This window comes from Neobacillus sp. KR4-4 (genome assembly GCF_042136325.1).
In the GTDB taxonomy this organism is placed as follows: Bacteria; Bacillota; Bacilli; order Bacillales; family Cytobacillaceae; genus Neobacillus.
The window spans coordinates 135,697-150,180 of the sequence record NZ_JBHHJU010000010.1 but is presented as its reverse complement, the minus strand read 5'-3'; the positions used below and the strand labels follow the sequence as shown (position 1 = coordinate 150,180).

Genomic DNA, 14,484 nt, shown 5'->3' with positions numbered 1-14,484 from the left:
CTATTTAGCATTTTGGTCCGCCAGCAACATAAATCACTTGACCATTAACGAACGATGAATTTTCATCCGCAAAAAAGGCAACTGCATTGGCAATATCTGCTGGCTTTCCACTTCTGCCAACTGGGATACTTGCCACACTCGCTTGAATGAGCTGTTCAAATGGAATCCCGATTCTAGCAGCAGTTTCTTTGGTCATCTCTGTTTCAATAAATCCAGGGGCTACCGAGTTGGCAGTAATCCCGTATTTCCCTAACTCGATTGCGAGTGTTTTTGTAAAGCCCTGCAACCCCGCCTTGGCGGCAGCATAATTGGCCTGACCGCGATTTCCAAGTGCAGAAGTTGATGAAATATTGATTATACGGCCATATTTATTTTCGACCATATATTTTTGTGCAGCACGGGCTGCATTGAATGACCCTTTTAAGTGCACATCCATGACCATTTGCCAGTCTGAATCTGTCATTTTAAATAATAGATTGTCACGGATTACACCCGCATTATTAACTAAGATATCAATGGATCCGAAAGCTTCATAAACCTCTTTCATCACGGTTTCAACTTGCTCCGCATCCACGACATTTGCAACTTTCGAATACACATCAACACCTTTTTCTTTCAATGCAATGGTTGTTTCACTTAACGCCTCTTCATTTAAATCAATTAATGCAACCTTAGCCCCTTCTTTGGCAAAAAGCTCAACGATTCCTTTTCCAATTCCACGGCTTCCACCCGTTACAAAAGCTACTTTTCCAGCAAATCTTCCTGTCATTTTTATTCTCCTCCGGTATAATTCTTATTCGAAAATTACTAGTTAATTCCATTAAACTATCGTATGCTTAACCACGCTAAAGCATACCTACCGGTTGGTATGTAACTTTATTTTATTCTGAACTTTCAGATAATACAAGTGTTTATTTACATTTAATAATTTCAGTTTCAATGACTATTTTCCTGTTTTTTTACAAATGATAAATATGATATTCAATAGAATATCTTCGTTTCAAATCCTTTAATGAGGTGATTTGATGAGCTATAAAGATCAATTAGATCCGCACTCTGAGCTTTTTCATTATGGTACAACGAGAGCGAAGCATACCAAAGCACAGGTTAATGGACAAACAAAAATGTCTCAAAACCAGATCATTCTAAGGAGTAATGCCAAAGCCCATCGCTGGTAAGGGTTTGGCCAAGAAACGAGTTATGGCAGTTTAGAAATAAATTGTCATAAAATGAAAAGGCCTTTTCTCGGAGAACAATTTCGAGAAAAGGTTTTTTTTTTTCAATAATCATCGTACGTCGTTATTGATAATGTTAGTTCCAAAAGTTAATATAAAATCTATTAGACCATAAAAAACTGGAGTGGTAATTGACATGTTTGATGACTTTACGATTAGAGATGCAAATTTGAGTGATTTGGCAGCCATTATTGATATTTACAATACAACCATAGCAAGCAGGATGGTTACAGCCGATTTAGAACCAATTTCAGTGGAGAATCGGTTACAATGGTTTCATGAACATTCACCTGCTTTTCGGCCATTATGGGTTGTGGAAGACAAAGGTGTAATTTGCGCATGGGTAAGCTTCCAATCCTTTTACGGGCGCAAAGCTTATAATGCAACGGCGGAAATCAGTATTTATATTCATCCAGACTTTCGAGGGAGAAAACTAGGTAAATTTTTAATTCAAAAGGCAATAGATGCTTGTCCAGGCTTAAACATCAAAACCCTGCTTGGCTTTATTTTTGGTCATAACGAACCTAGTATCAAGCTTTTTAAAGGATTTGGTTTTGAGAAATGGGCCCATCTTCCAAATATAGCTGAACTAGATGGCGTTGAGAGAGATTTACTTATTCTTGGGAAAAGAATCCAATAATTAAAGGGATTCTACAATTTCTACCATTGTATTATTCCAATATAATGGTTTTTCTAGTACTATAGACTATGTACCATATTTATTGAACAGAACTGGAGATTTCCATGAATAAAAAAAGGCTGATCCTGTTTTACTTAATTACAAGTATTATTTGGATCTTTGGGTCCAATTATTTAATTGAAAAGTTTATACCCTCTTCAATAGTTAATGCGGTTGAAAGGGCAAAAGAGATTTTATATATATTGGTTACCGGAGGATTTCTTTATTTTTTTATCAGTAAAAAAGAGGAATTATCTGCTACCAAGGAGGATCAAAAACGGTTATCTACATTAATTAATTCAATGGTTGATTTTGTTAACTTTAAGGATGGACAAGGACGTTGGATTGAAGCCAATGAATTTGGGTTACATTTGTTTCAACTTGAGAATGTGGATTATCGAGGGAAAAAGGACTCTGAATTAGCCAATTATACTGACTTTTATGGTGATGCTCTCAGATATTGTGAAATTTCTGATGAAGAAGCATGGAATAATCGGGCCATTACTCGAATTGAAGAAGTCCTTCCTGTCCCAGACGGGTCAGTAAAAATCTTTGACACGATTAAAGTGCCTTTATTTAATAGTGATGGCACCAGGCAAGGCTTGGTAATCATCGGACGTGATATTACCGAGAAAAAGGAAATGGCGTTAAAATTGGCAGAAAGTCAGCAACAATATAAATCATTGTTTGAATACAGTCCAGATATTGTTTATATGATGGATTTGAGTGGGACTGTCACCAATTTAAATTCACAATATGATGTCATTACCGGTTTTAAACGAGAAGAAATGATTGGAAAAAATATAATAAATTTATTACCGAAAAGGTATATCAGATATCTGCCTGAATTTATATCCACGGTTGTTGAAGAAATTAAACCAGTCTTGTATGAGATCAACATTCCACATGCAAACGGGAATCGGATCATCTTACAATGTACCTCCCTCCCAATCATTATAAATGGGAAGATTGCTGGAATTATTGGCTATGGCAGTGATGTCACCAAATTAAGAGAAACTGAAGAACGTCTTAGAAGGACGGAAAAGTTATCGATTGTAGGTGAATTATCTGCAAGTGTTGCTCATGAAATTAGGAATCCACTAACATCTTTAAAAGGGTTTGTTCAGCTTTTACAAATAGAAGATAGTAAGCACGATTACTATTATCAAATTATGTTAGACGAATTAAACCGAATCAATCATATTGTTGGAGAACTTTTATTATTAGCCAAACCGCAAATATTAAAATATACCCAAGCAGTCCTTCAAAAGATATTGAAGGATGTCATTTCATTGTTGAGCACCGAAGCCAGTTTATACAATGTCCAAATCGAATCCTCCTTTCCAGAGAATGAAATTTTGATTGAGTGTGAACCCAACCAACTCAAGCAATTATTTATCAATCTTATTAAGAATTCGATTGAGGCTTCACCAAAGGGTGGAACTGTTTCAATTCATTTAGAACAGTTAGAAGAAAATAAAGTAGTAATCAATATTAATGACACTGGCTGTGGAATTTCAAAAGAAAGATTAGAGAAAATTGGCGAACCATTTTATTCTTCAAAAGAAAAAGGAACAGGGCTCGGATTAACGGTAAGTTTCAAGATTGTTGAATCACACCAAGGCACGATACATTTCAACAGTCAAAAGTATCAAGGGACATCTGTCCAGATATCCCTGCCTGTTAAGCAAAATACTCACCGATTGGCCAATGAAAAAATATAATAAATAATTTAAGCCCGAGCTATCATGCCGGGCTTTTCTTTTTCTTCTTATTCCGGAAAAAGGCAATAATTAGTAAGGAAGACGGGATGATTATTTGAAATGGCCAATGCAAATAAAGTGGGACCAAAATCAACCCTTCCTTTATATGTTCTGCATAATTGGAAGCAATGGTAACTGATGCAAATAAAACGATTAGACCTAAAGGGAAGCCAATTTTGCGTTGATTAGGAATTCGAAAGATATCCGCTGCACCAGCTACTGCTGCATAAAAGTAAATTGCAATTTTGAAAAAACCGCCAATAATTAGATAGAGCATAAATAATACGTCTAAACGTTCAATAAAATCAGCAATTTGAATTCGGCCAACAGTGGTTAAAAGTGGGAAAGTAGATCGATGAAAAAGAGCCACTCCTAATACAGAAATATTTACGATTACTGTTATGGTAATATTTATCCCACTTAAGATCATCCCACTCAAACAAACAATCTTAGCCTTCTTTTTATCCCTTAAGAATGGAAGCAGCATCGTAAAAACGACCATTTCTCCAAAGGGAAAGGTAATGGTTTGCGTTAGAAATGTTTTTATGACAGGTTTCATCCCGTTTTCTAAAATTGGTTTTAAGTTTTCTAAATGGATCAAACCAGAAAATACAATTAAGAGCATTCCTAATATTGCTGTCACATAGACAACTGCAAAGAAAATTTCTCCAACCCTTGATATTACTTCAAATCCTTTATGGATAGCATAAATTATCGTAAGAATCATTAAGGAATTGATTACAAATAAAGGAGTACTGTTATAAATGGTCGAAGATAATAACTCTCCAAAATCCCGTAAAACTCTTGATGCACAATATAAAAAATAAACAACATATAATACTCCAATTAACCGGCCAAACCATTTCCCAATTATTTCTTGAAGATAACTAGTTAAGGGCAGGTCAGGATAGTACACAAATAATCGATAATACACATAGAAGACCATTAATCCACCGATTAAACCCATCAATACAGCAATCCATGCATCCTGTTTGGCACCTGCTGCAATCCCCACCAGAATTGCACTGCCCATTTCAAACAATACAACTAGGACAAATAATTGGGTTGTACTAATTTTTGCTTTTTCCATTTAAGTATTTTCCCCCCTTTAGAAGGGTTATTTAGTACATCTATTCCAAAATCCATTTCGCCTTAAGCTGAACTTGTTCTTTTCTTTCGATCACGAAAAAACGCAATGATTAGTAAGATGGATGGGATTATAATTTGAAAGGGCCAAGATAAATACAGTGTAACAATATCTACCCCCTCCTTAATAAATTCTGCAAAATTAGATGCAATCGTTATTGATGAAAACAAAACGATAAGTCCAATAGGGAATCCAAGCTTTCGTTGATTTTTAATTTGAAAGATATCAGCAGCCCCTGCTACCGCTGCATAATAAAAAATGGAAATTTTAAAAAAACCACCAATGATTAAATAGAGCATAAATAATACATCTAAACGTTCGATAAAATCGGCAATCTGGATTTTTCCTATCGTGGTTAATAAGGGGAAGGTGGAACGATAATAGAGGCTCACTCCTAATACAGTAATATTAACAATCGATGTAATAGTAATATTTATTCCAGCCAAGATCATCCCGCCAATACAAACAATTTTAGCCTTACTTTTCTCATTTAAAAACGGGAGAAGCATCGTAAAGACAACCATTTCACCAAAGGGAAAGACGATGGTTTCTCTTAGTAATGTTTTTATTATGGGTTTCCAACCATTTTCTAAAATTGGTTTTAAGTTTCCTAAATGAATCAAACCAGAAAAAACGATTAACAGCATGCCTAAAATAGCTGCAAAATAGACCACTCCAAAAAATATTTCGCCTACTCGGGCTATTACTTCAAACCCTTTATGGAGCCCATAGATAATAGTAATAATCATCAATGTATTGATTACAAACAAAGGGGTGCTATTGTAAATCGTCGTCGTTAATAACTCCCCGAAATCTCTCAATACCCTTGAAGCAATATAAATAAAATAAATAATATATAAAAAGCCAATTATCCGTCCAAGCCATTTACCAACTATTTTTTGAAGATAACTAGTTAAAGGCAGGTCAGGAAAGTACATATATAAGCGGTAATAAATGAAAAAGACAATGATTCCGCCAGCTAATCCGAACAAAATAGCGATCCAGGAGTCCTGTTTCACTTGTGATCCAAGTCCAAGAAGAATGGCACTCCCCATCTCAAACATAACAATCAGAACGAACATTTGGAAGGAACTAACTTTCGCCTTTTCCATGTATTACCATTCTCCCACCTTTTAAAAAAAGCGTTATTTATTAATATCAGACCAAAACGGATTCGTCCGAACCCCTTCACGCCGGACGTAAGTATCCACCTTAACATTCACCTCAATGTCTGCAAAATAATTGTTCCAATCTCCCTTTAGTTTTTTCCATAGGACAGGATTGGCTTTATGAACAACATCACCAAACCCAAAAATATCGCACTTTAGCCTTTTCACTTCCTTCACAGTCGTCTGTACTTCCTTCTTAATTGCTTTCTCCGTTAACTTTTCAATTTTTCCTATCGTTTTTGGATCCATCAAGTCAATAGCTGTATTTGCTTCACTCACCCAGCCCTCGTTCTCAATCTTTATATTAATAACGGGTTTTCCGTTTTTAAATACAGGTGAAACCTTGGTTTTTGACCGAATAGGGACGATACTAAGGGCATTTTTCTTCCCATTCCATTTAAGGGTAATATCAGTACTCTTGGCTTTATTTAAAATCCATATGACCCCGCGAGACTTTTTACTTTCTATCCAATCAATCAATGCCCCATCTTTAATGACTGCGAGTCCATCCGCTGAGAGAAAAGCATCCGTGGTTGTTTTTTGCAGATTGGTTGCTTTATTGGCTTCTTCTTTTATTCCAATTAGTTTATAACCATTTAATATCGGTTCTTTCCCGTTTCCGACGATTCCGTCAATCAAATCATCAATACTTATACTCATGTTCTCCCCTTTCATTGATTCTGTAAATTTTAACTCTTTAGTAATTTTGGTAACAGGCAGTTTATCAAGAATAGTCAGCGTAGTTACGATTTGCTCTGCGCTAGAACCTCTTGCAATAACGATCTCTGTAGTAGTTCTGAACTCTGGGTCCCTTGCAAAGGCATCCAGCATTTTAAGCATTAAAGTTCTATCCCTAGCTACCTCTTCACTTATAACCACTAAATTGGTATGTGCATAATATAGCCGTCGGGAAACTTTTTTCGTTGCATTTCTCGCTGCTTCTGTAATCGTCCTCCCCTTGCTTTTATAAACGGCAATCGGCAGACCTTGACCTCCTCCAGTTTGTCCTGCTGAAACATTCGCAGGATTAACAAGCTGAAAGGAGACATGGTACAAATTATCGTCTCCCCGATCAATACCCAGTGCCATCACAAAGGCCAAGTCTGTGAGTTCTTTCTGATTCCAACATGCACTGAGGATTGGTATAAACATTATTAATACCAACATCACAAGCAAGAATTTTTTCATTATTCTTCACCATTTTTAGATTGATTTTCCGATTGCTTTGGAGGTCCAGGCTTTTGGTTTTCCCCGGTCCTTTTCATGTTGCCTTTACTAATAAACATTGGTCTATTTTTGATAGCCCAGACAGGAAAACGAACAAATGCATCTTGTTGATTATGAAGGTTAAAAGGTGCGAGCGGCATCATGTACGGAATTCCAAATGAACGAAGTGAACATAAATGAATCGTCATGAACATTAGCCCTAACATGATTCCATAAAATCCCAATACTGTCGCTAATCCCATTAAAACAAAGCGAACTAATCTTGCTGCAATCGCCATAGCAAAAACGGGAGTGGAAAAATTTGCGATGGCGGTAATCGAAACCACAATAACCATTACTGGCGAAACGAACCCAGCCTGTACTGCGGCCTGCCCAATAACCAGGGCCCCTACTATCGAAACGGCTTGGCCAACAGCCCTTGGAAGTCTTAATCCCGCTTCCCTTAATATTTCAAACGTTACTTCCATAATTAATGCCTCAACAAAGGCTGGAAATGGAACACTTTCACGTTGGGCCGCAATAGCGATTGCCATGGTTGTCGGAATCATTTCTTGATGAAAGGTAGTCGCGGCAATATAAACGGATGGTCCAATTACGGCAATAAGGAAGGCTAGAATTCTTAATATTCGTATACCAGTTGAAATGTCAAATCGTGAATAATAATCATCTGGTGCTTGGAAAAATTGAATAAAGATAGCTGGAACTGTCACAACAAATGGAGTGCCATCACAAATGATCGCAATTCTCCCCTCTAATAAATGGGATGTAACGACATCCGGTCTTTCTGAATGGTACGTTGTTGGGAATGTTGTCCAAGTTTGATCCTCAATTAATTGCTCTATATAACCAGAACCGAGGACGGAATCGATATTGATTCGTTGAAGCCTTTCTTTAACTTCACCAACAATTTTTTCATTGGCAATTCCATCAATATATAAGATTGCGATATCAGATTGGGAAACAGTACCTATTTTCATGGAATCTACCCGTAAGTTAGGGCTTTTTACACGACGGCGTATTAAAGCCGTGTTCGTCCGGAGTGTCTCTGTAAATGAATCTTTTGGACCTCGAATCGATAATTGGGTTGAGGGTTCTGAAATGGCCCGCTTTTCCCAGCCTTTGGTTTCGCCGCTAATTGCTTTGTTGCATCCTTGCAAAAAGATGACTGTATTTCCAGAAAATAATGAATCAAATACTTGATTCCAATTTTCAATTGTCTTTACATTTCCCAGTGCCATTGTTTCATCCATCATGAATTGAAAAATATCTATCGGTCCTTCGGGTACTTCTTTTTCTATCACTGATTCTAGAATAAAGTCGGCTATAGCTTGATCACTAGCCAATCCATCAATAAAAACAAGTCCGCCTTTATGGGAACCGATCTTAAACTCGCGGACGTTTATATCGCTGCCATTGCCAGTCTCCTCTTTTAAACGAGAGATATTCTCTTGATAATCTCTTAAAATAGGCAAATCCTCTGGTTTTTGCGGATCTTGTTTTTGCTTATAATTATCGTCCTGTCTCTTTTTTTGTTTATTTTTGAGCATTTTAGACAAAATCGACACAATACCCGCCTCGCTTACGATTATTTATTTACTTTTCATCCATTATTGGATATATTGCCCAAAGGCTGCCACTTTATCCCATTGAAAAAGGTTAAAACAAGCATGATAAACATTTTTAAACTGGAATAAGGAACTACTAATAATTAAAGAATAAAGACAATATGATACCAAAAGGTGTGATGGTGTTGAAAATATTTTTTGTAACTTGCTTATTGGCGACGTTTAGTGTAATCCTAATTGTTTCACTAGATCTTTTAATGGGTATAGGTTTTTCAGGAATTATATGGAAGGCAATAAACCCATTTAAAGTAATGGAGCCAGCTGAATATGTAATTATTTTTTTATTTCTTTTGTTTTTCGTCATCGATACCTTTAGTGGTTATTTAAATAAGAAAAAAGAAAAGCAGAATCCATCTAATTAAAATAGATAAGAGCCTCCCCTATAATGGAAGGCCCTTATCTCTCTTCGTTTTTGGTACTTCTTTTTCTCTTCTATGGAACAACCTTTTAATTAATACAACCGTACCTAGTACTAGTCTACTTAACCATCTCCTTTTACCTTTTATATTTGGCCCATACACATACCGATTCCAAAAATAATAGGTAAATTCCTCAACTATCAGCAATAGGACAAACAATAGTGATGAAATAATGATCCAAAACCACATTGTAAGAACTCCTTTTCAAATAGATAATAAATCTTATTCGAAAAAACCTAATAGAAAAGCTATCACAAATTTTCGTATAATTTACTTTGTAAATATCTGTATATTCTTATTTTAGCAAAAACTCACTAAATTGTGGACTTTTAGGTAAATTTTGTTGTATTTTTATTTTGAGTAACGAAATTTTTTAGGAGGGAATTAATAAAATGGAATATCGTCGATTAGGAAACACTGGCTTAAAGGTAAGTGAAATAAGCTTAGGAAGCTGGCTTACATACGGAGGCTATGTAGAGGAACAAAATGCAGCCGCTTCGATTGATAAAGCCTACGAATTAGGGATCAACTTTTTTGATACGGCCAATGTTTATATGCGTGGGGAAGCTGAAATCGTAGTAGGAAAGGCCCTAAAAAAATATGTACGTGATTCTTTTGTATTGGCTACTAAAGTATTCTGGCCAATGGGTGATGGTCCGAATGATAAAGGATTATCTCGTAAGCATGTAATTGAACAATGCCATGCTAGTCTTAAACGTCTTAACACTGATTATGTAGACGTATATTATTGCCATCGTTATGACCCTCATACACCGCTCGACGAAACTTTACGTGCACTTGATGATTTAGTCCGTCAAGGAAAAGTCTTATATGTTGGAGTAAGTGAGTGGACGGCTGAACAAATTACCGAAGCTGTTCATCTTGCCGACAAAAAGCTGCTTGACCGTATAGTAGTCAATCAGCCGCAATACAGCATGCTGCAACGTTATATTGAAAAAGAAGTCCTGCCTGTAAGTGAAAAGCATGGAATTGGGCAGGTTGTCTGGTCCCCGCTCGCCCAGGGTGTCCTGACTGGCAAGTATAAAAAAGGCCAACAAGCTCCAACCGGGAGCAGGGCTTCACAGGAAAAATACAGCAATCTTTTTGGCTTATTAATGGATGAGAACCTTGATAAAGTAGAACTTTTAAAAGAGGTAGCCCAAGACAATGAACTTTCCCTCGCTAATCTTGCCCTTGCTTGGATCTTGCGGCAAGAGAATGTAGCCAGTGCACTTGTCGGTGCAAGCCGTCCTGAGCAATTGGAGGAAAATGTTAAAGCGTCGGGTGTTAAGCTTAACGATGAAACTCTGGCAAGAATTGAAGATATCCTTAGATAGATAAATATGATGCCTCTGGTTTCCTTTCCAGAGGCATTTTTTACTCAAATTGTTTTCTCAAGGTTTGGAGTTTTTTCGTTAATTCTGTAAAATTTATTTCCTGCTAAGAAGAAAACCACACTACCCAGAGTTGTGATTGTGAGAACCCAAAACATGATTTGGCCTTGAAACTGACTAAGTAGAAAGCCGCCAATAATTGGCCCTAAAAAATTTCCAATCTTCCGAAATTGTGCTGCCCCGAAATAAGTTCCACGCAAATGTTCGGGTGCCAATTGATCAATCATCATGCTGTTGGAAGGGAAAATTAAAATTTCACCTATGGTTAGGAACACAATGGCTAGGATGGCAGATACCCAGCCGTTCACAAAACTAAAGACAACTAATCCTGCTGCCATAAATACAGCACCGACAACCATTACCTGCATTAACCGGAACTTCTCAGCAATGTGACTAATGGGCATTTGCAGGAAAACAACCATTACCGCATTTATTGTAATCAGTGTTGAAAAAATGACAATGCCATTTTCGACTGTACCTTCAAGTATTTGCGGCAAGTTGGAATCAATTTGTACATAGCCCATATTGACCAAAATAATACCAATGATTAGATACCTTAATGCTTTATCCGTTCTAATAATTTTAAATGCATCACCGAAAGAGACACCCTTTTTGTTTTGTCCAGGCTGAGTTAGGACTAGTCTCTTCATCAGGTACACTAGCACCATTGCATACATTAAATAAGTGGTTCCAGTTATTGCAAAGGATAGCTTTGCGGATGTACTGGCTAAGTATGCTCCAACTAACGGACCTACCGATGCTCCAATATTCATGGCTGTATATCGTAATGAATATACCTTCATCCGCTTTTCTTTATCGGTTAAATCCGCCATTAGGGCTTGAGCGGTTGGCTCAAAAAATGAGTTGGACAGTCCGTTTAATGCGTTTAAAAGGATAAACCAGCCCTCACTATTTGCAACCGTAAATCCATAATAAACAAGGGCGACCGTAAATAATGAGATGAGCATGACAGGTTTACGTCCAAACCGATCTGATAAATGACCGCCAATAAAACCACCAACTGTTGCCATTAATGGACTCATCCCTACGGTTAAGCCGATGACGATTGGCGACAGATCCATATGCCTGGATAAGTAGATAGATAGGAAAGGAAGAGTCATAAAAGAAGCGCCTCGTGATAAAACGGTTCCTATTAATAACACCCAGACGATTGGATGAAATTGCCTGATATAGTTTTTTACTTTTACCATATATATGTACTGCCTCTCAGAATTTTTTTTAGTCAATATCTAGTAAATCAATTTGTATGACTAATGTAAAGAATTTTCTCACTGTTCTAAGAACAAAAAAGCCAGTCCCGATTATGGAACTGACTATATTACACTAGTTTGGATCCTTGTATGTTAACGCTCGTTCACTATCCTTATATCCCTTTGTGGTTGGATCCTGTACTATTCCTAACAACGACAACACAACAAAGACGGCATTAACAAAAGTTAACACACTATTCTGTATCGAATCAGTCAGCTGAAAATCAATGATTCCAAAGGAATTTAAACACTCTAGCAGCATCTGAGCCACAATCATAATTTGGGATACAAATGCGATTACCCAGTTCTTGTTTCTTAATCGGACTTTCCAGTTAATCATCTTCCCCATCCTCTCCCTTTATAGTTAACAATCTTTCTATTAACATATGCTTGGATGAGGAAATGGTTGTCCGCAAGTATCAAAGGTTTTAATCTTTATTCATTACATTACACTTCTCTTCTCATAGCTTTTAAGACATCAACCTTTGTTGCGCGCTGTGCTGGGCGTAATCCTGAAATGATAGTTACAGCGTAACAAATTACCACACAGATAATCGGTAAAACAAGCGGAATATCACTAAAAATTAGGTCTAATTCTGTTTCTTGGCCAAACGCCTGTTTGATAATTAATGGAATGGCAAAATTAACCGTATAGCTAATTCCATACGAAACGATCGTCCCAATAAGAGCACCGATTAGCCCAATATAACTGCTTTCAAGCAGAAAGATTCGTTTAATGGTTTTCGGGTTGGCACCGATTGCTTTCATGATGCCAATATCAGGGGCCCGCTCAGTCACCGCCATCGTCATCGTATTGTAAATACCAATGGAAGCAATGAGAATAGCAATTGTACCAATAAATATAAGGCCAGCCTTTGCAATCATAAACACCATATTGACCTCTTTTAATTCATTGACAACAGAATATGTTGCATAATTCTTTTCTTTTAATTGGTCAGAGATACTTTGGACTGCTTCCATGTTTTTTGCATAAATCTTTACTTCATCATACATATTTTTATTGTTTACAAGATCTTCCGGTATCTCTTTTGTATTAATATCCAACATGTATCCTTTGGGTGTCCCCGTAAACCTCTCAATTTCAGTTAACATCACATCAGAAATAAAGACACTACTATCCTGTGCCCATTCTTTTGTTGGCTTTTTAGAGATACCCACTATTTTTAATGGGATCTTTTTTTCTATTTGTTTTCCCTCTTTAAACTGTTGGACAGTTAATACAATGTCTTTTCCAAGTAACTCTCCTTTATAGAGATACTCACCTTTAATCTGTCCTTTTTCATTATACAAATCTTCGCCCGCATCCTTGTCAGCAAGATTAGTTAAGAAATTATAGCCAATGACCACTTCATTTTTCCCTTTTGGCAAATGCCCTTCCGATAATTCAAAACCAGCTTTTAATTCAGCTGGAAAATTCGCCACAAAGGTTGGTGCCGATTCTTGATATTTTCCAATTGAAAAAACACCCTCCTGCTGTAACATTTTCCTTCTTGTCACCGCTTTTACATCGTTTATCTTTTCAAACAATTGGACATCTTTATCATTTAATGCGCGATAAACCCCTTCATTTTTTGTTTCCTTACCATGAACATCAATTTGGGTTATGACCCTTCGTTCGGTGATTTCCTTTACCACCGATTTCTGTAATCCAAACCCTACTGAAGCGAGTACAATTAAGAAGGCACAACCCATCGCTGTGGCAAGAATCGTCATAAATACTCTTGTTCTATTTTTCTTCATATTCTGGCGGACGAAGCGAAATTGATCTCTTAGTTTCATACCAGCACCTCCTCAACCATGCGGCCATCTATTAACTCAATCTTGCGTTTCCCGATCTCAGCCACTTTATCATCATGAGTGATAATCAAAAAGGTGATTCCCAAATCTCTGTTTAATTCTTTAATGAATTTCAATAACTCTTCCTCTGTTTCACTATCAAGACTGCCTGTTGGTTCATCGGCAAGAATAATCGGGGGATTGACAATTAAGGCACGAGCGATACTTACCCGCTGCTGCTGCCCGCCTGACAGCTCTCCAGGATAATGATCCTGGTAATCTAGTAATCCCACTTTTTGCAGCAAACTTTCGGTTTGCACTTTTCTTTCCTTTTCATTTACACCTTTTAAAATCAACGGCAATTCTACGTTTTGAAAAGCGGTCATACTCGGTATCAATTGAAAGCTTTGAAAAATAAATCCTAGATGATTAATTCGGAAATCCGCGAATCTTGATTCATTTAATTCCGAAACCTTTTCCCCGCTAATCCAAATTTCACCCTCTTTCGGATGAATAAAACCACTAACCAAGTTAAGGAGCGTCGATTTTCCAGAACCGCTTCTCCCGACAATTGTAACGATTTCACCCTTTTCTACACTAAAAGAAATATCTCTCAGTACTGGAATAACCGTTTGCTGTCCTTTTTTTCCAATTACAAAGTCATGACTTAAATTATTAATTGTAATCATAATTTCCTCCTGTTTCCCAATCGCTTCACCCTAATAGACGAAGCCTACTCACTTAACCCCTACAAAGTT

Annotated in this window: 15 protein-coding genes; 5 read left to right on the top strand and 10 right to left on the bottom strand. The window is 37.0% G+C overall.

Going from position 1 to position 14,484, the window contains the following annotated elements; genetic code table 11:
- Nucleotides 1-4 precede the first annotated feature (4 nt).
- Nucleotides 5-769, bottom strand: coding sequence for a 3-oxoacyl-ACP reductase FabG (fabG, locus tag ACE198_RS12775; protein ID WP_098575340.1), 765 nt, complete (start codon nucleotides 767-769; stop codon nucleotides 5-7).
- Between the two features lie 256 nt (nucleotides 770-1,025).
- On the opposite strand from fabG, the gene ACE198_RS12770 reads away from it, so the two are divergent.
- The 3 genes from ACE198_RS12770 to ACE198_RS12760 all read left to right on the top strand — a co-directional run bounded on the left by ACE198_RS12770 (nucleotide 1,026) and on the right by ACE198_RS12760 (nucleotide 3,638).
- Entirely contained in the window at nucleotides 1,026-1,178 is a 153-nt protein-coding gene (locus ACE198_RS12770; protein WP_098575339.1) for a YpzG family protein, read from the top strand.
- 193 nt (nucleotides 1,179-1,371) lie between these two features.
- On the top strand, nucleotides 1,372-1,875 hold the full coding sequence (locus tag ACE198_RS12765; protein ID WP_098575338.1) for a GNAT family N-acetyltransferase: 504 nt from the start codon (nucleotides 1,372-1,374) through the stop codon (nucleotides 1,873-1,875).
- Between the two features lie 104 nt (nucleotides 1,876-1,979).
- On the top strand, nucleotides 1,980-3,638 hold the full coding sequence (locus ACE198_RS12760) for a PAS domain-containing sensor histidine kinase (protein ID WP_375375781.1): 1,659 nt from the start codon (nucleotides 1,980-1,982) through the stop codon (nucleotides 3,636-3,638).
- Between the two features lie 22 nt (nucleotides 3,639-3,660).
- Here the strand turns inward: ACE198_RS12760 and ACE198_RS12755 are convergent, their stop codons facing one another.
- The 4 genes from ACE198_RS12755 to ACE198_RS12740 all read right to left on the bottom strand — a co-directional run bounded on the left by ACE198_RS12755 (nucleotide 3,661) and on the right by ACE198_RS12740 (nucleotide 8,767).
- Entirely contained in the window at nucleotides 3,661-4,767 is a 1,107-nt protein-coding gene (locus ACE198_RS12755; RefSeq protein ID WP_375375780.1) for a GerAB/ArcD/ProY family transporter, read from the bottom strand.
- A gap of 62 nt (nucleotides 4,768-4,829) precedes the next feature.
- Nucleotides 4,830-5,936: a GerAB/ArcD/ProY family transporter gene (locus tag ACE198_RS12750; RefSeq protein WP_098575335.1), complete on the bottom strand. Its 1,107-nt coding sequence runs from the start codon at nucleotides 5,934-5,936 to the stop codon at nucleotides 4,830-4,832.
- 33 nt (nucleotides 5,937-5,969) lie between these two features.
- Nucleotides 5,970-7,181: a Ger(x)C family spore germination protein gene (locus ACE198_RS12745; RefSeq protein ID WP_098575334.1), complete on the bottom strand. Its 1,212-nt coding sequence runs from the start codon at nucleotides 7,179-7,181 to the stop codon at nucleotides 5,970-5,972.
- Nucleotides 7,181-8,767 (bottom strand): spore germination protein, encoded by a 1,587-nt coding sequence (locus ACE198_RS12740; protein WP_098575508.1) that lies wholly within the window; start codon nucleotides 8,765-8,767, stop codon nucleotides 7,181-7,183. Before ACE198_RS12740 ends, ACE198_RS12745 begins: the two co-directional genes overlap by 1 nt.
- A gap of 203 nt (nucleotides 8,768-8,970) precedes the next feature.
- On the opposite strand from ACE198_RS12740, the gene ACE198_RS12735 reads away from it, so the two are divergent.
- Complete coding sequence (locus ACE198_RS12735) at nucleotides 8,971-9,207, top strand: YczF family membrane protein (protein ID WP_375375779.1); 237 nt, start codon at nucleotides 8,971-8,973, stop codon at nucleotides 9,205-9,207.
- 18 nt (nucleotides 9,208-9,225) lie between these two features.
- Here the strand turns inward: ACE198_RS12735 and ACE198_RS12730 are convergent, their stop codons facing one another.
- The gene (locus tag ACE198_RS12730) at nucleotides 9,226-9,453 is read right to left on the bottom strand and encodes a hypothetical protein (RefSeq protein WP_375375778.1); all 228 of its coding nucleotides are present in this window, start codon (nucleotides 9,451-9,453) and stop codon (nucleotides 9,226-9,228) included.
- Nucleotides 9,454-9,656: 203 nt separating this feature from the next.
- On the opposite strand from ACE198_RS12730, the gene ACE198_RS12725 reads away from it, so the two are divergent.
- Nucleotides 9,657-10,601 carry an aldo/keto reductase family protein gene (locus ACE198_RS12725; protein ID WP_098575331.1) on the top strand — a complete coding sequence of 315 codons (945 nt, stop codon included), beginning with the start codon at nucleotides 9,657-9,659 and terminating at the stop codon, nucleotides 10,599-10,601.
- 44 nt (nucleotides 10,602-10,645) lie between these two features.
- Here ACE198_RS12725 and ACE198_RS12720 read toward each other — a convergent pair whose 3' ends face one another.
- The 4 genes from ACE198_RS12720 to ACE198_RS12705 all read right to left on the bottom strand — a co-directional run bounded on the left by ACE198_RS12720 (nucleotide 10,646) and on the right by ACE198_RS12705 (nucleotide 14,415).
- Nucleotides 10,646-11,869, bottom strand: coding sequence for an MDR family MFS transporter (locus tag ACE198_RS12720; protein ID WP_098575330.1), 1,224 nt, complete (start codon nucleotides 11,867-11,869; stop codon nucleotides 10,646-10,648).
- A 133-nt stretch (nucleotides 11,870-12,002) separates the two neighbouring features.
- Nucleotides 12,003-12,269 carry a phage holin gene (locus ACE198_RS12715; protein ID WP_098575329.1) on the bottom strand — a complete coding sequence of 89 codons (267 nt, stop codon included), beginning with the start codon at nucleotides 12,267-12,269 and terminating at the stop codon, nucleotides 12,003-12,005.
- 107 nt (nucleotides 12,270-12,376) lie between these two features.
- A complete protein-coding gene (locus tag ACE198_RS12710; protein ID WP_375375777.1) occupies nucleotides 12,377-13,729 on the bottom strand; it encodes an ABC transporter permease in 1,353 nt (450 codons plus the stop codon).
- Nucleotides 13,726-14,415, bottom strand: a complete 690-nt coding sequence (locus ACE198_RS12705; protein WP_375375776.1) for an ABC transporter ATP-binding protein — start codon at nucleotides 14,413-14,415, stop codon at nucleotides 13,726-13,728. Before ACE198_RS12705 ends, ACE198_RS12710 begins: the two co-directional genes overlap by 4 nt.
- Nucleotides 14,416-14,484 lie beyond the last annotated feature (69 nt).

Bases quoted from the DNA above. Each gene is read 5' to 3' on its own strand.
- ACE198_RS12765 (WP_098575338.1), top strand. From the start codon at position 1,372: ATGTTTGATGACTTTACGATTAGAGATGCAAATTTGAGTGATTTGGCA.
- ACE198_RS12750 (WP_098575335.1), bottom strand. From the start codon at position 5,936: ATGGAAAAGGCGAAAGTTAGTTCCTTCCAAATGTTCGTTCTGATTGTT.
- fabG (WP_098575340.1), bottom strand. From the start codon at position 769: ATGACAGGAAGATTTGCTGGAAAAGTAGCTTTTGTAACGGGTGGAAGC.
- ACE198_RS12725 (WP_098575331.1), top strand. From the start codon at position 9,657: ATGGAATATCGTCGATTAGGAAACACTGGCTTAAAGGTAAGTGAAATA.
- ACE198_RS12760 (WP_375375781.1), top strand. From the start codon at position 1,980: ATGAATAAAAAAAGGCTGATCCTGTTTTACTTAATTACAAGTATTATT.
- ACE198_RS12710 (WP_375375777.1), bottom strand. From the start codon at position 13,729: ATGAAACTAAGAGATCAATTTCGCTTCGTCCGCCAGAATATGAAGAAA.
- ACE198_RS12745 (WP_098575334.1), bottom strand. From the start codon at position 7,181: ATGAAAAAATTCTTGCTTGTGATGTTGGTATTAATAATGTTTATACCA.
- ACE198_RS12715 (WP_098575329.1), bottom strand. From the start codon at position 12,269: ATGATTAACTGGAAAGTCCGATTAAGAAACAAGAACTGGGTAATCGCA.
- ACE198_RS12770 (WP_098575339.1), top strand. From the start codon at position 1,026: ATGAGCTATAAAGATCAATTAGATCCGCACTCTGAGCTTTTTCATTAT.
- ACE198_RS12730 (WP_375375778.1), bottom strand. From the start codon at position 9,453: ATGTGGTTTTGGATCATTATTTCATCACTATTGTTTGTCCTATTGCTG.
- ACE198_RS12755 (WP_375375780.1), bottom strand. From the start codon at position 4,767: ATGGAAAAAGCAAAAATTAGTACAACCCAATTATTTGTCCTAGTTGTA.
- ACE198_RS12705 (WP_375375776.1), bottom strand. From the start codon at position 14,415: ATGATTACAATTAATAATTTAAGTCATGACTTTGTAATTGGAAAAAAA.
- ACE198_RS12740 (WP_098575508.1), bottom strand. From the start codon at position 8,767: ATGCTCAAAAATAAACAAAAAAAGAGACAGGACGATAATTATAAGCAA.
- ACE198_RS12720 (WP_098575330.1), bottom strand. From the start codon at position 11,869: ATGGTAAAAGTAAAAAACTATATCAGGCAATTTCATCCAATCGTCTGG.